This window comes from Promicromonospora sp. NPDC059942 (genome assembly GCF_042731755.1).
Lineage (GTDB): Bacteria > Actinomycetota > Actinomycetes > Actinomycetales > Cellulomonadaceae > Promicromonospora.
The window spans coordinates 30,553-51,021 of the sequence record NZ_JBHWLR010000005.1 but is presented as its reverse complement, the minus strand read 5'-3'; the positions used below and the strand labels follow the sequence as shown (position 1 = coordinate 51,021).

General features: G+C 72.4%; 18 protein-coding genes. 9 read left to right on the top strand and 9 right to left on the bottom strand.

Annotated elements, in window-relative coordinates; genetic code table 11:
• Nucleotide 1: 1 nt before the first annotated feature.
• From ACFV9Q_RS09530 to ACFV9Q_RS09520, 3 genes are all read right to left on the bottom strand, one after another.
• Nucleotides 2–730 (bottom strand): helix-turn-helix transcriptional regulator, encoded by a 729-nt coding sequence (locus tag ACFV9Q_RS09530; protein WP_377234199.1) that lies wholly within the window; start codon nt 728–730, stop codon nt 2–4.
• A gap of 76 nt (nt 731–806) precedes the next feature.
• Nucleotides 807–1,211, bottom strand: a complete 405-nt coding sequence (locus ACFV9Q_RS09525; protein WP_377234198.1) for a nuclear transport factor 2 family protein — start codon at nt 1,209–1,211, stop codon at nt 807–809.
• 114 nt (nt 1,212–1,325) lie between these two features.
• A complete protein-coding gene (locus tag ACFV9Q_RS09520; RefSeq protein WP_377234197.1) occupies nt 1,326–3,428 on the bottom strand; it encodes a HelD family protein in 2,103 nt (700 codons plus the stop codon).
• A gap of 226 nt (nt 3,429–3,654) precedes the next feature.
• Between ACFV9Q_RS09520 and ACFV9Q_RS09515 the strand changes: the two genes are divergently transcribed.
• Nucleotides 3,655–4,011, top strand: a complete 357-nt coding sequence (locus tag ACFV9Q_RS09515) for a DUF3467 domain-containing protein (protein WP_285104248.1) — start codon at nt 3,655–3,657, stop codon at nt 4,009–4,011.
• Nucleotides 4,012–4,279: 268 nt separating this feature from the next.
• Nucleotides 4,280–4,648 carry an STAS domain-containing protein gene (locus tag ACFV9Q_RS09510; protein ID WP_377227295.1) on the top strand — a complete coding sequence of 123 codons (369 nt, stop codon included), beginning with the start codon at nt 4,280–4,282 and terminating at the stop codon, nt 4,646–4,648.
• Nucleotides 4,649–4,681: 33 nt separating this feature from the next.
• On the opposite strand, the gene ppgK is transcribed toward ACFV9Q_RS09510, so the two are convergent.
• The gene (gene ppgK / locus ACFV9Q_RS09505; protein WP_285104252.1) at nt 4,682–5,428 is read right to left on the bottom strand and encodes a polyphosphate--glucose phosphotransferase; all 747 of its coding nucleotides are present in this window, start codon (nt 5,426–5,428) and stop codon (nt 4,682–4,684) included.
• Nucleotides 5,429–5,442: 14 nt separating this feature from the next.
• On the opposite strand from ppgK, the gene ACFV9Q_RS09500 reads away from it, so the two are divergent.
• Nucleotides 5,443–5,628, top strand: a complete 186-nt coding sequence (locus ACFV9Q_RS09500) for an SPOR domain-containing protein (RefSeq protein WP_377227296.1) — start codon at nt 5,443–5,445, stop codon at nt 5,626–5,628.
• A gap of 55 nt (nt 5,629–5,683) precedes the next feature.
• On the opposite strand, the gene panB is transcribed toward ACFV9Q_RS09500, so the two are convergent.
• On the bottom strand, nt 5,684–6,514 hold the full coding sequence (gene panB, locus ACFV9Q_RS09495) for a 3-methyl-2-oxobutanoate hydroxymethyltransferase (protein ID WP_182617797.1): 831 nt from the start codon (nt 6,512–6,514) through the stop codon (nt 5,684–5,686).
• Between the two features lie 104 nt (nt 6,515–6,618).
• Between panB and ACFV9Q_RS09490 the strand changes: the two genes are divergently transcribed.
• Entirely contained in the window at nt 6,619–7,953 is a 1,335-nt protein-coding gene (locus ACFV9Q_RS09490) for a glutamine synthetase family protein (protein WP_285104256.1), read from the top strand.
• A 92-nt stretch (nt 7,954–8,045) separates the two neighbouring features.
• Nucleotides 8,046–11,423 carry a bifunctional [glutamine synthetase] adenylyltransferase/[glutamine synthetase]-adenylyl-L-tyrosine phosphorylase gene (locus ACFV9Q_RS09485; RefSeq protein WP_377234196.1) on the top strand — a complete coding sequence of 1,126 codons (3,378 nt, stop codon included), beginning with the start codon at nt 8,046–8,048 and terminating at the stop codon, nt 11,421–11,423.
• A 112-nt stretch (nt 11,424–11,535) separates the two neighbouring features.
• Here ACFV9Q_RS09485 and ACFV9Q_RS09480 read toward each other — a convergent pair whose 3' ends face one another.
• On the bottom strand, nt 11,536–12,093 hold the full coding sequence (locus tag ACFV9Q_RS09480; RefSeq protein WP_377234195.1) for a hypothetical protein: 558 nt from the start codon (nt 12,091–12,093) through the stop codon (nt 11,536–11,538).
• A gap of 302 nt (nt 12,094–12,395) precedes the next feature.
• On the opposite strand from ACFV9Q_RS09480, the gene ACFV9Q_RS09475 reads away from it, so the two are divergent.
• From ACFV9Q_RS09475 to ACFV9Q_RS09465, 3 genes are all read left to right on the top strand, one after another.
• On the top strand, nt 12,396–13,349 hold the full coding sequence (locus ACFV9Q_RS09475) for an alpha/beta hydrolase (RefSeq protein ID WP_377234194.1): 954 nt from the start codon (nt 12,396–12,398) through the stop codon (nt 13,347–13,349).
• A complete protein-coding gene (locus ACFV9Q_RS09470) occupies nt 13,336–13,965 on the top strand; it encodes an AAA family ATPase (protein ID WP_377234193.1) in 630 nt (209 codons plus the stop codon). The genes ACFV9Q_RS09475 and ACFV9Q_RS09470 overlap by 14 nt, the downstream gene beginning before the upstream one ends.
• A gap of 143 nt (nt 13,966–14,108) precedes the next feature.
• Nucleotides 14,109–16,040: a GTP-binding protein gene (locus tag ACFV9Q_RS09465; protein ID WP_377234192.1), complete on the top strand. Its 1,932-nt coding sequence runs from the start codon at nt 14,109–14,111 to the stop codon at nt 16,038–16,040.
• 377 nt (nt 16,041–16,417) lie between these two features.
• Here ACFV9Q_RS09465 and ACFV9Q_RS09460 read toward each other — a convergent pair whose 3' ends face one another.
• The 3 genes from ACFV9Q_RS09460 to ACFV9Q_RS09450 form a co-directional block, all read right to left on the bottom strand.
• Nucleotides 16,418–16,717, bottom strand: a complete 300-nt coding sequence (locus ACFV9Q_RS09460) for a hypothetical protein (RefSeq protein WP_377234191.1) — start codon at nt 16,715–16,717, stop codon at nt 16,418–16,420.
• Between the two features lie 81 nt (nt 16,718–16,798).
• Nucleotides 16,799–17,452 (bottom strand): hypothetical protein, encoded by a 654-nt coding sequence (locus ACFV9Q_RS09455; RefSeq protein ID WP_377234190.1) that lies wholly within the window; start codon nt 17,450–17,452, stop codon nt 16,799–16,801.
• A gap of 33 nt (nt 17,453–17,485) precedes the next feature.
• Nucleotides 17,486–20,257, bottom strand: a complete 2,772-nt coding sequence (locus tag ACFV9Q_RS09450; RefSeq protein WP_377234189.1) for a cation-translocating P-type ATPase — start codon at nt 20,255–20,257, stop codon at nt 17,486–17,488.
• Between ACFV9Q_RS09450 and ACFV9Q_RS09445 the strand changes: the two genes are divergently transcribed.
• Nucleotides 20,256–20,408 carry a hypothetical protein gene (locus ACFV9Q_RS09445; protein WP_377234188.1) on the top strand — a complete coding sequence of 51 codons (153 nt, stop codon included), beginning with the start codon at nt 20,256–20,258 and terminating at the stop codon, nt 20,406–20,408. The two genes, ACFV9Q_RS09450 and ACFV9Q_RS09445, sit on opposite strands and share 2 nt — an antisense overlap.
• Nucleotides 20,409–20,469 lie beyond the last annotated feature (61 nt).

Genomic DNA, 20,469 nt, shown 5'->3' with positions numbered 1-20,469 from the left:
GCTACTCCGGTCCGAGCAGCAGCCGCCGCGCCGACCACCGTGCGAGGTCCGCCTCGAGCAGCGCGGGGTCGCGCCGCGGCGGGACCTCGTCGAGGATCTCGAGCCGCGTGATCCGCTCGATGCGGAACCCGCGGATCGCATCGCGGAGCCGGCACCAGCCGCTGAGCAGCCACGTGTCGGCGGCACGAAGGAGACCCATGGTCTCGACCTCGCGGACGGTCGTGGCGGAACGGTCCGGTGTGCCGTCCGTACCCTCGCCCACGTAGGTGAGCCGCACCACGCGGCGTGCGGCGATCGCGTCGGAGAGGATCCCGAGCGGCACGGCCCTTTCCGTCGGGGGTGCGGCGTCGATGACGTGCATCGTTCCGAGCAGCTCCTGCACGGGCTCGCGGTGCGCCTCGTCCATGACCGCGGCGATCTTGGCGCCCGCCCGGCGGGCGGCTCCTTGGTAGGGCGAGGACTCGAGGAGCGCGAGACCGGCGAGCACCGCCAACGACTCGGCGGCGGAGAGGTTCAGGGGCGGCAGCGAGTACTCACGGAGGATCGAGTACCCGCCCGCGGCCCCGTGCTCCGCGTAGACAGGGACGCCGGCCACCTGGAGCGAGCCGATGTCTCGTTCGATCGTCCGTGCGGACACACCGAACTCACGGGCGAGCCGAGCGGCGGACCAGGGGCGCCGCGCACCGCGAAGCAGGTCGACCAGGGCGTACTGCCGCTCGGCTCGCTTCATGCCTCACATTCTTTCAGGGCTTCTTCCGGGGCATCTTGCAGGCCTTCTTGAAGGGCGAGAGGAATCGCGTAGGTGGTCAGCTCCGCATGCTGCGCTGCCCGCCCACGGACCAGACCCGGCGGACCCGGCCGTCTCCATCGAAGTCGAAGACGTCCACGCCACCTGCCTGCTGACCGTTCGCGTCGACGTCCCAGAGCAACCGGCCGTGGTCACCGTCGATGGCATCGGCAATCCTCGTGAAGACGACGCCCGGGTTCTGCTCGTGCCACCAGGCGAGATACCGCGCGAAGTCCTCGGAGGTGCGGATGTCGTCCGCGGGTGTCGACCCGTCGGGCTCGGTGACGGCGAAATGGATCCGGAAGTCGTCCGCGCAGATCTGTCGTGCGATGTCGCCGTCCGTGTTCCACATGGTCAGCCACACGTCGAGCGCGTGCCGGGCGGCGGAGGTGGGTGTCGCCGTCGGGTTCGTGGTGTCGGTCATGGGTCCACTGTCGGCCGACGACGCGACAGCTGTGTGTCGGTGTTCCTCAAGCCGAGGCGTTGTTCCCCGAGCCGCCGCAGCGCCGGCACCGCGGGTCCGACGTACTTCGAGGCCCTAGCCCGCGACGCCGAGCTCCGGCGGCAGGTCGCCGTCGTGCCGCACCACCAGCGACGTGACCGCGCGGGTGAGGCAGACGTAGAGGCGGCGCAGACCGGTGGCGTGGTTGGGCTCGGCCGCGACGATCGCGGCCGGGTCGTGCAGCAGCACGTGGTCGAACTCCAGGCCCTTGGCCAGGGAGGCGGGCACCAGGTCCAGGTGCACGTCGAACTCCGAGGAGTCGTCCGGCTCCGCGCCGCCGTCCCCGTCGTTCGCGCCGCCGGCGTCGCCGCCCGCGGCCGGGGCGGCGTCCTCCTGCTCGCCCACGACGGCGAAGGTGAGCCCGACGGCGGCCAGCGTCTCGCGGACGTCCGGCACCGCGGCATCGGGCACGATGAGGCCGACCGAACCCTCCAGGTCGGAGATGCCGACGCCGACCAGCACGTCGTCGAGCGGCTCCGTGGTGAACCTGAGCCGGCCCTTGGCACGCCGGACCGCGGTCGGCGGCTCCAGGCCGGGGGCGATGCTGGGCAGCAGCCGGGCGGCGAGCTCGATCACGTCGGCCGGCACGCGGAAGCCCGCCGTGAGCTGTTCCACGTACCCGTCGGGCTTGGCCAGGTGGCGCAGCACGTCCGCCCAGTCGCGCGCCGCCCACGGCGTCGTGGCCTGGGCCAGGTCGCCGAGCACGGTGAGCGAGCCGGTGGCGGCGCGTCGGCCGAGGGAGCGCAGCATCATCGCGGACAGGTCCTGCGCCTCGTCGACCACGATGTGCGCCACCGACGTGGTCCGGTCCAGCAGGTCGGCGATCTCGTCGAGCAGCACGAGGTCCGCCGTCGTCCAGCGGGCGGAGCCGGCGGTGCGGGGCGGCCGGGCCCAGGTCAGGAGCGCCTGCTCGGCGTCCGTCAGCACGTCATCGGCGCACTCCGCCAGGAACTCCGGGTCGGAGTACAGGCGGAACAGCAGCTTGCGCGGGTCCACCGCGGGCCAGACGGCCGCCGCGTAGTCCCGCACGGGCTTGGTCCGGGCGAGCACGTCCCAGGCCTTGTCGTCGAGGGCGTCGCCGGTCTCCTCGATCTGGACCAGCACCCGGTGCGCCAGCGCGTGCCGGAGCTGGGCCCCGCCCAGCGCGTACGGCACGCCCCGGCCCATGACCTGCTCCACGGCCTCCCGCGCCTCGTAGGCCGGGACCCGCCAGCGGAACGAGCCGCGCGGCAGTACGAGCGTCTCCTCCGGGGTGCGCACGTGCGACCAGACGGCGCGGCGCAGCACCTCGGCCAGCCGGCCGTCGCCCTTGAGGGTCGCGACGTCGGCGGTGTCCGTGGCGCGGACCGGTGCGTGGCCGCTGACGATCTCCTCGATGGTCGCCTGCGTCGCGTGGATCTCGCCCAGGGCGGGCAGCACGTCGCGGATGTACCGCAGGAAGCTTTTGTTCGGCCCGACGACGAGCACGCCGCGGCGGGTGAGCTGGTCGCGGTGCGCGTACAGGAGGTACGCCGCGCGGTGCAGGCCCACCGCCGTCTTTCCCGTGCCAGGCGCGCCCTGGACCACGAGCGTGCGTTCGAGCGGCATGCGGACGATGACGTCCTGCTCGGGCTGGATCGTCGCGACGATGTCGCGCATGGGGCCGGAGCGCGGGCGCTCGATCTCGGCCTCGAGGATCTCGGAGTGCGCGGCGCCGTCGCCGTCCTGCGCACCCAGGTCGGCGCGGGTCAGGGACTCGTCCTCGAACGCCGTGAGGTGGCCGCGGGCGAACCCGTAGCGGCGCCGCGCGGTGATGCCCATCGGCTCCTTGGCCGTGGCCCGGTAGAACGGCGTGCTCACGGGGGCGCGCCAGTCCACGACCATCGGCTCGCCGTCCGGGTCCGACACGTGGCGGCGTCCGATGTGGAAGGTCTCGCCGGCCGTGAGGTCGATGCGCCCGAAGAACAGCGGGATCTCCGGGTCGTCGGTGAGCTGCTCCATCCGGCGCGCGAGCGTCGCCTCCAGGACCTCGGCGCTCACCCAGTCGCCCGCGTAGCTGCCGTCGAGCGCGGCGACCCGGTCGCGCATCCGGCCGAGCTGGGAGCGGGCCTCGGCCAGGAACTCCCGCTCCGTGGCGAGCTCTGACGCGTCGGCGGGCATGGGAGGTCCTCCTGGGTTCGTGTGCGGGGTGTTCGTCGCCCGAGGCACTCGTGCGAACGGCCGCGTGAGTCTAGTGCCGGGAGCCTGAACGTGTCGGCATATTTTCTTGACCGGGGCGGTAGCTCGGGAGGTCAGGAACCATATGTCCTTCGAGTCCGTTTCCACTGTCGCGCCAACCTGCCCCACGGTACGGTCGGTGCACCGCCCGGCCTAACGAGGAGCCTCAGTGTCGTCCGACGAGCTGCCCCAGGAGTTCCAGATCGACGTGCCCGACGAGATGGAGACCGGCGTACCCGCCGACTTCGCCTCGGTCTGGCACACGCCGACGTCGTTCATCCTGGACTTCATCGCCGTGAAGCAGCCGCCGAGCCCGGTCTCGGACCCCGAGTCGGGCGAGGTCACGTCGATCACCGTGCCGGGCCGGGTGGTTTCGCGCGTGCGCATTCCTCCGCAGCAGGTGTTCGAGCTCGCCAAGGCGCTCACTATGCAGCTCGATGCATGGGAGAAGGAAAGCGCACCGAATGTTCGCAATCCCGGTGCCTCCGAAGGCCCGGACGGCCCCAATCGGTCGTCGGAGAATTGATTCCGGTGAATTTTTTTCTTGGACGTATGTCCAACTCGGTATCTTTTTGTCCGTTGTGACCGGGGGTTGTGTGCTAGTTTGCCCCTAGAAATACTGGGTTATACCAGTAGGGTCTTCGAAATGTAACCCTTGCAGGCTGTTCCACTTGCGATCTTCACGGATGTAGGCTGCCCGTGATCGCGACGAAGGCGTTGCAATCTCCCAGAGTTGCCCGGGGGGTCGGGCGACCCGTTCCGGCGGCCGTGTCGGGGAGCAATGAACAGGGGCGATGCAAGTGAGCAACACCGAATTCGACAACAGGGGGCGCACGGGCGGGATCCTGTTCGAGGAACAGGCTCGCACGAGCGTCGTGAGCATGTGGGGAGAGATCGATGTCTCTTTGCGCGGTGAGTCGAGTGCTGCCATAGCCAACGCCCTCGAGCGGGCCAAGGCGGTGGTCATCGACACGTCCAAGGTGACGTTCATGGACTCGACCGGCGTCGCGTTCCTCATGCAGATGTACACCTACGGGACGCAGGAGGGCCTGACCGTCAGCCTTCCGGAGCCGCCGCCCGTGGTCCGAAACGTCATCGAGATGCTCGGGGTCGACGCGCTCTTCACGCAGCCCGCGCACCGCGGCACCGCGCGCGAGGCCTGACCGCACCCGGCCCGAAGGCCGGGCGCGCACGCCTCAGCGCCCGGCGGCCAGGGCCGCGGCCCCCACGATGCCGGCCGCGTTGCGCAGCTGCGCCGGGACGATCGGCGCCCGCAGGTGCAGGTGCGGCAGGTACTTCTCGTGGTGCTTGCTCACACCGCCCCCCACGACGATGAGGTCGGGGGAGATCAGGTCCTCGACCACCCCGAAGTAGCGCTGCAGGCGCTCGGCCCAGTCCTCCCAGGACAGGTCCTCACGCTCCCGCGCGGAGTCGGCCGCCCGCGACTCGGCGTCGTGCCCGTCGATCTCCAGGTGCCCCAGCTCCGTGTTGGGCACCAGGACGCCGTCGACCACGAGCGCCGACCCGATCCCCGTGCCGAGCGTCGCCACCAGCACCACGCCGTCCGCGTCGCGCGCGGCGCCGTAGCGCACCTCGCCCACGCCCGCGGCGTCGGCGTCGTTGACCGCCACCACGTGGCGCCCGGTCACGCGCTGCACGAGCGCCGGCAGGTCCACGCCGGTCCAGGACTGGTCGAGGTTCGCCATGGAACGCACCACGCCGTGCTGCATGGGCGCGGGGAAGGCGACGCCGATCGGGACGTCGTCGGGCAGGTGGTAGGTGTCGACGAGCTCGGCGAGCACGTCAGCCACGGCCTGCGGGGTGGACGGTTGGGGCGTGGGGATGCGGGTCCGCTTCTCCGCGTACTCGCCCGCCGTGAGATCGACGGGCGCACCCTTGATCCCCGAACCTCCGATGTCTATGCCGAACGCCAGGTCGCTCATGTCAGGATCGTCTCATGAGCACCGAGGAGCAGTACTGGTACAACACCGAGACCCGGGCGGTCGAAGTGGGACGCCGTTCGTCCTGGTCGCACCTGATGGGTCCCTACAGCACCCGCGCCGAGGCCGAGCGGGCGCTGGAGAGCGCGAGATCGCGCAACGAGTCCTGGGACAAGGAGGACGAGGACTGGCGCAAGAAATAACCCCTCGTGTCAGACGTACAGGTCACCCGGGTGATCTGTACGTCTGACCCGTGCGCTACTTCTCGAACGAGTGCTCCGCGTCCGGGAACGAGGCGTCCTTGACCTCGGAGACGTAGTCCTCCGCGGCCTGCTGCAACGCCGCGCCGAGCTCGGCATAGCGCCGGGCGAACCGCGGCGACCAGTCGGTCATCCCGGCCATGTCCGTCCACACGAGCACCTGGCCGTCGCAGTGCGGCCCGGCGCCGATGCCGATGGTGGGGATCCGCACGATCTCGGTGATCCGCGCGGCGACGTCGGTCGGCACCATCTCCAGGACGACGGCGACGGCGCCGGCCTCCTCGACGGCCTTCGCGTCGTCGGCCAGCCGCTCGACGGCGTCGTCGCCCCGGCCCTGCACGCGCGGCCCGCCCAGCAGGTTCTCCGACTGCGGCGTGTAGCCGAGGTGCGCGACGACGGGGATCCCGGCGTCGGTGAGCGCCCGGATCTGCGGGGCGGAGCGGACGCCGCCCTCCAGCTTGACGGCGTCGGCGCCGGTCTCCTTGAAGATCCGCACCGACGTCTCCAGCGCCTGCTGCGGCCCGGCCTCGTAGGAGCCGAACGGCAGGTCGATCACGACGAACGCGCGCTTCGTGGCCCGCGCGACGGCGCGGGCGGCCGGGATCATGTCGTCCACGGTCACGGGGATCGTGCTGGTGTGCCCGTGCATGACGTTCCCGATGGAGTCGCCCACCAGCAGGATGTCCATCCCGGCCGCGTCGAAGATCGCGGCGGTCACCGCGTCGTACGCGGTGAGCATCGCGAGCTTCTCACCCTTGGCCTTGGCCTCGGCCAGATGGTGCACGCGGACCCTCTTGGGACCCTGAGTGGGTGAGGTGTGGGCGGACATGGTCCTCCTGTGGTTCGAACGGCCTCGGTGCCGCTGGAAAGCCTACGACCGGTCGTCCATGCTCGGTACACGCACCTGTAACAGGTTTAGTGCAAGATGGGCCCATGGACAGGCAGCAGGAGTTCGTGCTCCGCACGGTCGAGGAGCGCGACATCCGCTTCATCCGGCTTTGGTTCACCGACGTTCTCGGCGTGCTGAAGTCGGTAGCTGTGGCACCCGCCGAGCTCGAGTCGGCGTTCAGCGAGGGCATCGGCTTCGACGGCAGCGCCATCGAGGGGCTCACCCGGGTCTTCGAGGCGGACATGGTCGCCAAGCCGGACCCGACCACCTTCCAGGTGCTCCCGTGGCGCGGCGAGCGGCACGGTACGGGCCGCATGTTCTGCGACATCCTGACGCCGGACGGGCAGCCGTCGCTGGCCGACTCGCGCAATGTGCTCAAGCGCACCCTCGCCAAGGCGAGCGACCGCGGGTTCACCTTCTACACGCACCCCGAGGTCGAGTTCTACCTGTTCAACCAGCTCACCAAGTCGGACCCGAAGCTGGAGCCGGTGGACCAGGGCGGGTACTTCGACCACCTGGCCCGGGGATCGACACACGACTTCCGCCGTGCCGCGATCACGATGCTGGAGTCCATGGGCATCTCGGTCGAGTTCTCGCACCACGAGGCCGGTCCCGGCCAGAACGAGATCGACCTGCGGTACGCCGACGCGCTGACCACCGCGGACAACCTGATGACGTTCCGCACCGTGGTCAAGGAGGTGGCGCTCGAGCAGGGCGTGTTCGCGTCCTTCATGCCCAAGCCGCTGGCCGACCAGCCCGGCTCCGGCATGCACACGCACGTCTCGCTGTTCGAGGACGACCGCAACGCGTTCTACGAGCCCGGCGCCCAGTTCGAGCTGTCCAAGACGGCGCGCCAGTTCATCGCGGGCCTCATGGTGCACGCGGGTGAGATCACCGCCGTCACCAACCAGTACGTCAACAGCTACAAGCGGCTCTGGGGCGGGCAGGAGGCCCCGAGCTACGTGAGCTGGGGCCACAACAACCGCTCCGCGCTGGTCCGCGTGCCGATGTACAAGCCGGGCAAGGGCAACTCCGCGCGCATCGAGTACCGCGCGCTGGACTCCGCCGCGAACCCGTACCTGGCGTTCGCCGTGATCCTGGCGGCCGGCCTCAAGGGCATCGAGGAGGGCTACGACCTCCTGGACCACACCGAGGACGACGTCTGGGAGCTGACGCCGGCCGAGCGCCGCGCGCTGGGCATCGCCCCGCTGCCGCGCGACCTCGACGAGGCCATCCAGTTCATGGAGAAGTCCGAGCTCGTGGCCGAGACCCTCGGCGAGCACGTCTTCGACTACTTCCTGCGCAACAAGCGCGAGGAGTGGGAGGCGTACAGCGCCCAGGTGACGCCGTTCGAGCTCAAGCGGTTCCTGCAGCTCTGACGTTCGTGCAGCTCTGACGTACCCGCAGGTCTGAAGTTCCTGCGGCCCTGACAGAGGTGCTGCACCCCCCGCCCGCGTCGTAGGGTCGGGGGGTGCAGAGCCGCCGACCCGAGACCCTGACGACCCATCTGATCCGGGCCGGGTTCGCCGACCTCACCCGGTCCGCCGCGCTGTGGCGCGACCCCGACCTGGTCGCCGTCCTGGACAACGGTTCCAGGGGGAACGGGGAGAACCGCGCGGCCGGCCCCGACCGCGGTGCGGTGGTCCTGGAGCCCGCCGACGTGGCGCTGCTGCGCTCGCTCGCCGGCGTCGCCGACCCCGACCTGGCGCTGCTCCAGCTCGTCCGGCTCGCGGCGGCCGCCCCGGACCGGCTGCGCCCGGTCCTCGCGGCCTTCGGCCCGACCGCCGACGCCCCGGCCCACAACGGTTCCGGGAACGGCGGCGGCGCCGTCAACGGCGGCTCGGCCAACGGCACGGACAACGGCCCGGCCGACGACGACGCCCCCCGCCCGACCGCCGTCGACCGGCTGCTGCGGGTGCTGGGCTCGTCCTCGGCGCTCGGCGACGAGCTCGTCCGCCACCCCGCGCTGCTCGACCTGGTCCGCGACCTCACCCCGGGCACGGGCGTCCCCGCCGAGGCAGTGCGCGCCGAGCTGCTGCGCGCCGTCGACGCCGACCCGGAGTCCGCCGAGCCCGTCGCGGGCACCCACGCCCAGCACGGGGAGACGGCACCGGACGAGGCCTCCTCGTCGTCGTACACCGACCGGCTGCGCCGCGCCTACCGCGCCCGCCTGCTGCGGATCGCGGCCACCGACGTCACCGCGTCGGAGCCGACGACGGTGCTGCCCGCCGTCGCGGCGGCGCTGGCCGACCTGGCGGCCGCCGCACTGGAGGGCGCGCTGGCCGTGGCGCGCTCCGAGGAGGACGACCACGCGGCCGGCGTCCGGCTGGCCGTGCTCGGCATGGGCAAGACCGGCGGCCGGGAGCTGAACTACATCTCCGACGTGGACGTCATCTACGTGGCCGAGCCGGGCCTGCTGCCCGACGGCGCGCCCGCGTGCGACGAGGACCACGCCCTGCGGGTCGCGACGCGGCTCGCGGGCCGCCTGGCGCAGGTGTGCTCGGGCGCGTCGGCGGAGCCCGCGCTGTGGCAGGTCGACGCGGCGCTGCGGCCGGAGGGCAAGCAGGGGCCGCTCGTGCGCACCCTGGCCAGCCACGTCGCGTACTACGAGCGGTGGGCCGTGACGTGGGAGTTCCAGGCGCTGCTCAAGGCGCGTCCCGTGGCGGGCGACCTGGAGCTCGGGGAGGCGTACACCGCCGCCGTCGGGCCGCTGGTGTGGCAGGCCGTGGAGCGACCCAACTTCGTCGAGGACGCCCGCGCGATGCGCAAGCGCGTCGAGGGCAACGTGCCGGTGGCCGAGGCCGACCGGCAGATCAAGCTCGGCAAGGGCGGCCTGCGCGACGTCGAGTTCACCGTGCAGCTCCTGCAGCTCGTGCACGGGCGGGCGGACGAGGACATCCGGTCGAGGACCACGCTCGACGCCCTGGCGGCGCTGTCCCGGGGCGGTTACGTGGGGCGCGAGCACGCCCGCCGGATGGGCGAGTGCTACCGGTTCCTGCGGGCGCTGGAGCACCGGATCCAGCTCTTCCGCCTGCGCCGCACCCACCTCATGCCGACCGCCGAGGCGGAGCTGCGGCGGCTGGCCCGCGGGCTGGGGCAGGGCGGCGCGGACGACCTGGTCAAGACCTGGCGGTCCGTGCGGCGAGAGGTGCGCGACCTGCACGAGGCCGTCTACTACCGGCCGCTCCTGCCGGCCACGGCGCTGCTGTCCACGAGCGAGGCGTCGCTCGCGCCGCGGGCGGCCATGGCCCGGTTCGCGGCGATCGGCTACCGCGACCCGGCCGGCGCGATGCGCCACGTCCAGGCCCTGACCGACGGCGTCTCGCGGCGCGCGGCGATCCAGCGGCAGCTCCTGCCGGTGCTGCTCGGCTGGTTCGCCGAGGGCGCGGACCCGGACGAGGGTCTGCTCGCGTTCCGCAAGCTGTCGGACACGCTGGGCTCCACCCACTGGTACCTGCGCCTGCTGCGCGACTCCGCGGAGGCGGCCTCCCACCTGGCCCAGGTGCTGTCCTCGTCGCGCTACCTGGCGGACGCGATCGGCAGGTCCCCGGAGTCGGTGCGCTGGCTGGCGCAGTCCGACTCGCTGGCGCCGCGGGGCGCGCGGCGGCTGGCTGCGGAGGCGGACGCACTGCTCGGCCGGGCGCAGGAGGTGGACGCCGCCACGGTCGCGCTGCGCGCGCTGCGCCGCCGCGAGCTGGCCCGCACCGGCGTCGCCGAGGTCCTGGGCGAGCTCGGGCCCGTCGACGCCGCCCGGGCCATCTCGGACGCCGCCGACGTCGTCCTGGCGGGCGGGCTGCGCATCGCGGAGCACGAGGCGCGCGGCGAGCGGAACATCGCGCGCGGGGACGAGCCCGCCCGGCTGCTCATCGTCGCGATGGGCCGGCTGGGCGGCCAGGAGATGGGGTACGGCTCGGACGCCGACATCATGTTCGTCTACGAGGCGGTGGGCGGCGCCGGGGACAAGGCGGCCAACGACTACGCCCTGACGGTGGCGAAGGGCATGCGGCGGATCCTCACCGCCGTCGGGCCGGAGCCGGGCCTGCCCGTGGACGCCGACCTGCGGCCCGAGGGCCGTAGCGGGCCTCTCGTGCGCTCCTTCGACTCCTACGTGGAGTACTACGGCCGCTGGTCCTCGCCCTGGGAGGCGCAGGCGCTGCTGCGGGCGCGCGCCCTGTCGGGCACGCTCAGCGTGGTCGCGGCGGGCGGCCCGGACGAGGGCGCGGTGGCGGCCTCCCTGTCCGACGGCGGGGGCACCCTGCCGGACGGCGGGACCGAGCTCGACCTCGGACCCGGCGCCGAGGGCGGCCGGTCGCTGGGCGCGCGGTTCACGGAGCTCATCGACCCGCTGCGTTATCCCGAGGGCGGGCTGGACGCCGCGGTGCTGCGCGAGGTGCGGCGGATCAAGGCGCGCGTCGAGTCGGAGCGCCTGCCGCGCGGCGCCGACCCGGCGCGGCACCTGAAGCTGGGCCGGGGCGGGGTCTCCGACGTCGAGTGGACCGTGCAGCTCCTGCAGCTCCAGCACGCGTACGAGGTGCCGGGCCTGCGGACCACGGGCACCATCTCCGCGCTGAAGGTCGCGAACGAGGCCGGCCTGCTGACCGACGACGACGCCGAGGTGCTGCTGGAGGCCTGGGTGCTCGCGTCGCGGCTGCGGTCGGCGATCGTGCTGTGGTCCGGGCGGACGACGGGCGCCGGCGTCGACATGCTGCCCCACGACAGCCACGCCCTGACCGGCATCGCCCGGCTGCTCGGCGACGTGGGCACGGGCCCGGAGCTGGAGGAGCTGTACCTGCGGCTGGCCCGCCGCGCCCGAGCGGTGATGGAACGAATCTTCTACGGCGCGGAGTGAGGCGCGCCCCGGCCAGCCGGGAACGATGTGTTGACCACAGCAGCTGCTGCCACCGATCCGCCGCTGCCGGCAGGAGCTGCTGTGGTCAACGCCGCCGGCTGGGCGGGTTCGGTCAGGCGGTCAGGCCTGCGCGGGTCGCTACCTCCTTGGCGACCTCGGCCGGTCGGAGGGTCGTCGTGTCGATCACGTCGGTGCGTGCGGCGAGCCAGGGGAGCGCCGCGCGGTAGTCGGCGGCGCGGTGGCGGCGCCAGCCCACGCCGCCGTCGTCGATCGTGATCTCCTCGATCGTGGAGTTCGTGACCGTGTCGCCGGCGATCCGCCGCTCGTGCTCGTCGGGAGTGCAGTCCAGCGTGAACGCCCTGAGCTCAACCCCCGCCGCCGCGAGGCCCGACGTGATCTCGTCCCAGTACTGCTCCACGACCACCGTCTGCGGGGCCACGATCGTCCGGCCGGTGTGCCGGTCCAGCGACGTCAGCGCCGTCACGACCAGCTCGCGCCACGGCCGCCAGTCCTGGAAGTCGTGCACCGGCTCGATGCCCGACAGCGTGGGCACCAGGGGCGGGCCCATCGACTCCGGGTCGAACACCACCGCCTCCGGCAGGAGCGCGTCGAGCTCCGCCGCCGTCGTGGTCTTGCCGCCGCCGAAGGGTCCGTTCAGCCACACGATCATGCGGGCAGGTTAGCGCGGGGCCGTCGGGCGGGGCCGCCTCCACCCCGGTGTTGACCACAGCAGCTGCTGCCACTGCCGGGCCGTTCCTGGCAGCACACGCTGTGGTCAACAGCTGTGGCCGGGTCCAGACCATCGGCCCTAGATGAGCGCCGGTGTAGTTGCGCTCTGGCCGGTGATACCGCCTCCAGACCCACGCTCATCCGCCCTGCCTCAGACGGCGGGTTCGCGCGCCCTTGATGGGTGCCGCCGTCACTGTCGGAAAAGGGCGCGACCCGAGCGCCGGCGGTCGTTAGCGTGGCGGCGTGGCCGCTTCTGTTCCGTTCCGTCCGATTCCGCTCGACCTCGACGACGTCCGGTACGAGCTCGGGCCGGACTCCCGACGGCGTCCCGATGTCCCGCCGGGCGAGACCGTCGAGCTCCGGCTGGACGACAGCGTCGTCTATCCCGGCACCGCGCGCCGCGTGTGGATCCACGTGCCCGCCGCCGTCGACCCCGTCGTCAACCCCGCCGTCGACCCCGCCGCCCACGACCCCGCCGACCCCGCCGGGCTTCTCGTGTTCCAGGACGGCTGGTGGTACCTCGACCCCCACGGCGACGTCCGCGGCGGCATCGTGCTGGACAACCTGGTGCACGACGGCGCGATCCCGCCCACGATCGGCGTCTTCGTCGACCCCGGCGTCTTCGAGGACCGCGCGGATCCCGCTGAGCGCAAGAACCGCAACGCCGAGTACGACGCCGCCGACGACCGCTACGTCACCTTCCTGCTGACCGAGGTGATCCCCGAGGTCCGCCGCCGGTACGCCGTCAGCGACGACCCGGACCGCTGGGGTGTCGTCGGCGGCAGCAGCGGCGGGAACTGCGCGTTCACCGCCGCGTGGCACCGCCCCGACCGGTTCCGCCGCGTCGTCGGCTTCCTGTCGAGCTTCGCCCAGATGCCCGGCGGCAATCCGTACCCCGCGGCGCTGCACGCCGAGCCACGCAAGCCGCTGCGGATCTTCCTCCAGGCCGGGCACCGCGACCTCGGCTGGGACCGGCCCGAGCGCAACTGGCTTGCCGAGAACCTGCGGGTCGGCGCGGCGCTCGCGGAGGCCGGCTACGACTTCCGGCTCGTGCTCGGCGACGGCGGCCACAATCCGAACCACGCCGGCGTGCTGCTGCCCGACGCGCTGCGCTGGGCGTGGCGCGCGGATCCGGCGTCGGACCCGGGGCTCGCGCCGGGCGAACCGGCGGGGGAGAGTCGCGATGAGCGGGCGTGAGCACCTGGCCGGCTGCCTGCTGATCACCGGGACGCCGGGCGCCGGGAAGACCACCGTGTCGCGGCTCGTGGCCGAACGGCTGCCCCGAGCGGCCCAGGTGGACGGCGACGTCTTCAACCTGATGCTCGTCAGCGGCCGGGCGCGCATGCTCGACGACGAGCGCCGGTGGAACCCGGGGCCCGACGGGCTGCGGGAGCTGCGGCTGCGCGCCACGAACGCCTGCTCCACCGCGGGCAACTTCGCGGAGGCCGGGTTCACCCCCGTGCTCGACACCGTCGTCGAGACGCGGGCGGAGCTGCGCTACGTGCTCGGCGCGCTGCGGGCGCGGCCCCTGATGCTGGTGGTCCTGTCCCCGTCGCTGGAGGTGGCGCGACACCGGAACGCGACGCGAGCGCCCGAGACCAGGGTGGACTACGACGTCGCGCCCCTGGCGCGGAACCAGCGGCGCGAGCTGGGCGACCTCGGCTGGTGGCTGGACTCGGGTGGGCAGACACCCGAGCAGACCGCCGACCTGGTCGTGGCCGAGGCCGCGCGCCGGGCGGCGGTGACGGCCGACGACGTGGAGCGGCCGCGGTCCGGGGCCGACTGGCCGGGCTTCACGGCCGGGCTCGCATGACACCCGACCGACACGGACCCGAATAAAGCATTGCCCCGACCTCGGTCGGGCGGGCAAGGTCGGGGCAACCCGAGAGATTGGAACACCGATGACAGCTGTCACGCCCCGTGCCCTGACCCACCTGACCACGGACGTGACTGCTTTTGTCGTACCTCAACCTCGGGATCGTCGCTCATGTCGATGCCGGTAAGACCAGCCTGACCGAACGCCTGCTGCACCACTCGGGCGTGATCGACCGCCTCGGTTCCGTCGACGGCGGCGACACCCTGACCGACTCGCTCGCGCTGGAGCGCGAGCGGGGGATCACCATCCGCGCGTCCGTGGCGTCGTTCCCCGCGGGGGACGTCACCGTCAACGTGCTGGACACCCCGGGCCACCCCGACTTCATCGCCGAGGTGGACCGCAGCCTCGCCGTGCTCGACGGCGCGGTGCTCGTGCTGTCCGCCGTCGAGGGCGTGCAGGCGCAGACCCTCGTGCTGATGCGCGCCCTGCAGCGCCTGCGGCTGCCCGTGATCGTGTTCGTCAACAAGATCGACCGGCGCGGTGCGCGCCCGGAGGCGGTGGCCGACGCCGTCGCGCGCCGCCTCAGCCCCGACGTCCTGCCGGTGCAGCGGGTGCTCGACGCCGGCACGCCCGCCGCCCGGGTGGAGCGTCTGCCGGACGACGGCCTGCGGGCCTGGCTCGCGGGCGAGTCCCGGCGGGGTGCCGCGCACCCGGTGCTGTTCGGGTCGGCGGTGACCGGCGTCGGCGTGCCGGAGCTGACTGCCGCGCTCGGGACGCACCTGCCGGTCGTGGCCGACGGCGGGGGCGAGCCGGAGGTCGAGGACGCGCGAGCCGACGGTGCTCCCGAGGCCGGTCCGGACGCGCCGCGGGCCGGCGGCACCAACGCGCCGGCTGCTGGGACCAAGGCGCCGGCGGCCGCTACCAGCGCGCCGTCCGGCGTCGTCTTCGCGATCGACCGGGAGGACGGCCGCAAGCGGGCGTTCGTCCGGATGCGGTCGGGCGCGCTGCGGGTCCGCGACCGGATCGACCTGGGGCACGGGAAGTCCGAGCGGGTGACGGGGCTGCGCGTCGCGGACCGCGGCTCGCTCGACCCGCGGTCGACGGCGCGGACCGGCCAGATCGCCGTCGTACAGGGGCTGGCGACGGCGCGCGTCGGCGACGTCGTGGGGCCGCAGCGGCCGGGGGACGAGCGGGCGAGCCAGTTCCCGCCGCCGTCGTACGAGACGGTGGTGGACGCCGAACCGGTCGCGCGCGGGCGGCTGTACGCCGCGTTGTCCGAGCTCGCGGAGCAGGACCCGCTCATCCGGGTGCGCCGCCGCGACGAGGAGATCACCGTCTCCCTGTACGGGGAGGTCCAGCGGGAGGTGCTGGCCGCGATCCTGCAGCGGGAGTACCGGGTCGACGCGCGGTTCGGCGAGGTGCGGACGGCACGCACCGAGCGGCTGGTCGGCACCGGGCACGCGCTGGAGATCAAGAAGCAGAACGGCAACGAGTTCCACGCCACGATCGGGCTGCGGGTCGAGCCCGCGACCCCGGGGAGCGGTGTGACGTTCGAGCTGGAGTGCGAGCGCGGCTCGATGCCGCCCGCGTTCTTCGACGCGACCGAGGACACCGTGCGCCGCGAGCTCGCCCGCGGGCCGCTGCACTGGCCGGTCCCGGACGCCCGCGTGGTGATGACCCACTCGGGCTACTCACCCCGGCAGAGCCACATGCACCAGAAGTTCAACAAGGCGATGTCCAGCACGGGGGCCGACTTCCGCGGGCTGGCGCCGCGCGTGCTCGCCGCCGCGGTCCGGCGGGCGGGGACGGTGGTGTGCGAGCCGGTGCACCGGTTCGTGATCGAGCTGCCGGAGGACACCGTCGGGCCCGTGGCGTCGCTGGTGGGCCGGCTGGGCGGGGTGCCGTTCGAGTCGCGCGTGGGGAGCGGCGGCATCGTCGTCGTGCGCGGCGAGATCCCGGCCGGGAGCGTCGCCGCGCTGCAGCGGGACCTGCCGGGCCTGACCCACGGGGAGGGCATGTGCCGCACGGAGCACGACAGGTTCGAGCCGCTCCGGGAGGTGGTGGGGGCGTGAGGTGGTGGGGCGGTGCGGCGGCGGCGCTGCCGGCTCGACGCCCGGCTGCGCGGCCGGCTACCTGCCCGGCTGCACAAATCGGGCATGCAGTTGCTGCCAGGACGGGTGCGGTCCTGGCAGCAACTGCATGGTCGAAAACGCCGGGCGCCGGCCGCCGCCCACGTGTCACACTCGCGCCGGTGAAGAACTGGGATCGGGCCAAGGATCAGCGAGCCTCGGTCCTCGAGACCGTCGACTGGACGCGCGAGGCGACATCGTGACCGACCTGTGCGTCGCGGCGATCGCCTCAATCCCGCGCTGGCAGACCGGCCAGTAGTCCCCGATCCCGAAGAGCCCATCCCAGGATGCTGACTCGGTTGGCGTGGAGTCGGGGGAGGTCATTCCCGTTCCGAGCGCTGCGCGAGAACCTGGCCGAGGCTGACGTCCGCCCACTTGCGCCATACCTTGCGCCGTCGTCCGCGTACGGTCAGGTCGGCGACCTCGCCCAGGTCCGGGTCCGATGGGCCGGTGGCGATGACCAGCGCTTGCCGGTCAGCGTGCCGGTTCGCGCGATTCACGAACGCTTTGTTCCGTGGGATGTTCTTCCGCGATGCCTTCAAGTTCTCGCCGTAGCCGTTGCGACGGTCGTTGAGCAGGCTGAGCTGCTTCTTCTCCTGGGGAGTTCTCCGTCGTGGCACAGCGGGAGGCTACCTGTCCGGCTGGTCTGGCCGACACGGTAATACGGGGAGCGCCTCGCGAGCAGCCGGACCGCCTGCGAGCTAGTCGGCCGAGGCGCCGAGTGCTTCGGCCGGGAAGACGAGGCGATCGACCCCACCGACGGCGTCGATCACGAAAGCCTTGGCGTCGGCCAGTGACATGTCGAAGGCGCGGTGCATGGCCAGGATCGCGGTGATCATCGAGCCGGTGGCAGCGCGCACCGCGACCGGGGTCGCTGCCTTGACGGCCTCGACGAAAGCCCAGATCTCCGCGTGAACGACCGGCCAGGGCCGCGGCTCCGTCGTCGTCGGCTCGTAGTGGGGCCCGATCGTCCAGCCGTCCACCGTGTTGACGATCCGCACGGCACCCAGGACCTCGTACGCCATGGAGTCGAACACGAAGTCGTCTCGTGGCTCGTCCGTCTCGCAGGCCCACAACTCCAGCGCCCGGGCCAGCTCGGCCACAGGGAACGACGGCTCGGCGAAGATGACGTCCCGGCCCTCGCGGATGGAGAACTCGGCCTCCACATCCAGCAGGAACTCTGCGCCTGTCATCGCCCCCAGGTTGTGCGCGGCCCGCAGGAGCTCGATACGACCCGGCAGATCAGGTGCGCCCACGGTGCCGAAGCGCAATATCGCGGTCGACTCGTCCGAGATCCGCACCGTAGCCACTCCCTCGTCACCGGCAGGCAGCAGGAGCTGCTCGACCCGGATCATCTCAGACGGGAGCACTCCTGTCGGCCCAACCCCTCACACCGCCCGCGTCACCCCGGCCGTCGGCGGCACCCGCGGCGCCCCGCCCCCGCCCCCGGCCGCGCGCGCCCGCAGGAACACCTTGATGATCTCCTCGATCACCAGCAGGCTCAGCGCCAGCGCGATGCAGACACCCCACTGCCGCCCGTCGAGCTCGGTCGTGCCGAACACCCTCTCGAGCAGCCCGATGGTGGTCACCGCGACGATCGCCAGCAGCGCCAGCCCGTACCGCCGCAGCTGGGCGACGCCCGGGATGGCGTCGCGGTCGAAGATCGTGCCGAGCTGGTCGCGCGACAGCAGGCCCGCGACGACGTGGAAGAGCGACAGCGTGGTGAGCAGCATCGTCGACGCGACCACCGTCCCGGCGTCGGCCCCGATCTGGTACGCCCACAGCGAGCCGGCCGTCATGACGGCGCCCTGCACGCAGAGCCGCACCCAGGCCGCCCGGGACAGGACCGGCGCCCCGACCGGCCGCGGGGGCCGGTCCATCAACCCCTTGGTGGGCTGGTCGAAGCCGAGCGCGATCGCGATCGGGATGTCCACGACCATGTTGAGCCACAGGATCTGCAGGGGGTTCAGCGGCGTGCCGGCCGCGATGTTCAGGATGCCCGCGAGCAGGAAGATCGCGATGTAGGCGACCAGCGTGGACATCTGGAACCGGAGGTACTTCACGAGGTTGTCGTAGAGGCTGCGACCGTAGGAGACGGCGCTCACGATGGTCGCGAAGTTGTCGTCCGTCAGGATCATCACCGCGGCCTCCTTGGAGACCTCGGTGCCGGTGATGCCCATGGCGACGCCGATGTCGGCGGCCTTGAGCGCGGGAGCGTCGTTCACGCCGTCGCCCGTCATCGAGACGACGTTGCCCGAGCGCTTGAGCAGCTGCACCAGCCGGATCTTGTCCTCGGGCGCCACGCGGGCGATCACCCCGATGTCGTGGAGCTGGGCCAGCAGCTCGTCGTCGGTCAGGTCCGCGAACTCGTTGCCCGTCAGGGCGCGCCCCTCGATGCCGAGCTCCGTGGCGATCGCGGCGGCGGTGGTCGCATGGTCGCCGGTGATCATCCGCACCCGGATCCCGGCGGAGCGGCACTCGGCGATCGCCGCCTTCGCCTCCGGCCGCGGCGGGTCCACGATGCCCACCATCGCGAGCAGCGTCAGATCGGTGACCAGGGCGATCAGATTCCGGCCGCTCACGCGCGCCGCCTCGAACGTCTCGGGGTCGACGTCCCGCTGGGCCACGACCATCACCCGCTCGCCGGAGTTCGCCATCCGGTCGTTCGCCTCCAGCGCCAGGCCGCGGTTCTGGTCGGTGATCGGCACGACGGCGCCGTCGGGGGACCGGTAGGCGGCGCCGCGGCCGATCAGCACGTCCGGGGCGCCCTTGACGTAGCAGCGCACCACGGGCCGTCCGGCGTCGTCGGCCATCTCGTGGAAGGTGGCCATGAACTTGTACTCGGAGTCGAACGGCACCTCGGCGACGCGCGGGAAGTCGCGCCGCGTGGCGTCGATGTCCAGGCCGCCCTTGGCGCCGAGCACGATCAGCGCGCCCTCGGTGGGGTCGCCGATCAGGCTCTCGCCGTCGAGCACGGCGTCCGCGCACAGGACCATGGGCAGGAGGTACGGGTCGAGGTCGATGCGCGAGCCGCCCACGTGCCGGATCTCGCCGGTGGTGCCGTAGCCCTCGCCCGTGACGGTGAAGGCGTTCTGCCCGGGGATCGCCAGCTCGCGGGCGGTCATCTTGTTCAGCGTGAGCGTGCCCGTCTTGTCCGAGCAGATGGCCGACGTCGACCCGAGCGTCTCCACCGCCGGCAGCCGCTTGACGATCGCGTGCCGGCGCGCGATCTCGCGGGTGCCCATGGAGAGCAGGGCGGTCACGACGGCGGGCAGGCCGGTCGGGATCGCGGCCACCGCCAGCGCCACCCCGGTGATGAACAGCGTGTCGAACGACTCGCCCCGCACCAGCCCCAGCACCACCACGAACACCAGGGCGACCGCCGCGATGGTCGCGATGATCTTGGACAGGCCGTCGAGCTGCTTCTGCAGCGGGGTCTTGTCCGTCTCGGTGCCGGCCAACAGGTTCGCGATGTGCCCGATCTCGGTGTTCATGCCCGTCGCGGTGACCACCATCTCGCCGCGGCCGCGGGTGACCGCGGTGTTCATGTAGGCCATGCAGGTGCGGTCGCCCAGCGGGACGTCGTCGCCCGCCACCGGATCCGTCGACTTGCCCACCGGCAGGCTCTCCCCGGTGAGCGCGGCCTCCTCGATCTCCAGCGTGGCGGCGAGCGTGATCCGGCCGTCGGCGGGCACGCGGTTGCCCGCCTCCACCAGGACGACGTCGCCCGGCACCAGGTCCCCGGCGTCGACCTCGACGGCCTGGCCGTCGCGCCGGACACGCGCGACCGTCTTCATCATCTTGGCCAGGGCCGCGACGCTCTCCTCGGCCTTCGCCTCCTGCCGCAGGCCGATGACGGCGTTGAACAGCGTCAGCCCGGCCAGCACCAGCGAGGTGCCGACGTCGCCGGTGACCAGGAGGTTCACCACCGCCGCGACCAGCAGGACGATCTGCATGAAGTCGCGGTACTGCCGCCCGAACGCCTGGATCGGCGACTCCTTCTTGGCGGCGGTCAGCCGGTTCGGCCCGTACATCTGGAGCCGACGGCCCGCCTCGGCAGGGGAGAGACCCTGCACCACGTCGACATGGAGCCGGTTGGCTACCTCGATCGCGTGCGTGGACGCCGGGTCCACCGCGATCCGGCCCACGGTCCGCGACATGGTCGCCTCCAGCGTGCTCCTGCGGGCGCACCCCGGGGCAGGGCGGCGCCTCGTCCGCAAGCCCACGATGGCGGACGGCGGCCCGCGGGACCTCCCCCGAAACGGGCGACCGTGGTCCTGGCTGGGTTCCTGGCGCTTCATGACGGCCTGACCTGGGATGACGCAGGGTGAAAGGGCCGTCGGGTGAGGTGAGCCCGTGCCACCATCGGTAC

Bases quoted from the DNA above. Each gene is read 5' to 3' on its own strand.
- ACFV9Q_RS09450 (WP_377234189.1), bottom strand. From the start codon at position 20,257: ATGTCGCGGACCGTGGGCCGGATCGCGGTGGACCCGGCGTCCACGCAC.
- ACFV9Q_RS09455 (WP_377234190.1), bottom strand. From the start codon at position 17,452: ATGATCCGGGTCGAGCAGCTCCTGCTGCCTGCCGGTGACGAGGGAGTG.
- ACFV9Q_RS09490 (WP_285104256.1), top strand. From the start codon at position 6,619: ATGGACAGGCAGCAGGAGTTCGTGCTCCGCACGGTCGAGGAGCGCGAC.
- ACFV9Q_RS09510 (WP_377227295.1), top strand. From the start codon at position 4,280: ATGCAAGTGAGCAACACCGAATTCGACAACAGGGGGCGCACGGGCGGG.
- ACFV9Q_RS09525 (WP_377234198.1), bottom strand. From the start codon at position 1,211: ATGACCGACACCACGAACCCGACGGCGACACCCACCTCCGCCGCCCGG.
- ACFV9Q_RS09530 (WP_377234199.1), bottom strand. From the start codon at position 730: ATGAAGCGAGCCGAGCGGCAGTACGCCCTGGTCGACCTGCTTCGCGGT.
- ACFV9Q_RS09445 (WP_377234188.1), top strand. From the start codon at position 20,256: ATGGTCGCCTCCAGCGTGCTCCTGCGGGCGCACCCCGGGGCAGGGCGG.
- ACFV9Q_RS09480 (WP_377234195.1), bottom strand. From the start codon at position 12,093: ATGATCGTGTGGCTGAACGGACCCTTCGGCGGCGGCAAGACCACGACG.
- ppgK (WP_285104252.1), bottom strand. From the start codon at position 5,428: ATGAGCGACCTGGCGTTCGGCATAGACATCGGAGGTTCGGGGATCAAG.
- ACFV9Q_RS09500 (WP_377227296.1), top strand. From the start codon at position 5,443: ATGAGCACCGAGGAGCAGTACTGGTACAACACCGAGACCCGGGCGGTC.
- ACFV9Q_RS09470 (WP_377234193.1), top strand. From the start codon at position 13,336: ATGAGCGGGCGTGAGCACCTGGCCGGCTGCCTGCTGATCACCGGGACG.
- panB (WP_182617797.1), bottom strand. From the start codon at position 6,514: ATGTCCGCCCACACCTCACCCACTCAGGGTCCCAAGAGGGTCCGCGTG.
- ACFV9Q_RS09520 (WP_377234197.1), bottom strand. From the start codon at position 3,428: ATGCCCGCCGACGCGTCAGAGCTCGCCACGGAGCGGGAGTTCCTGGCC.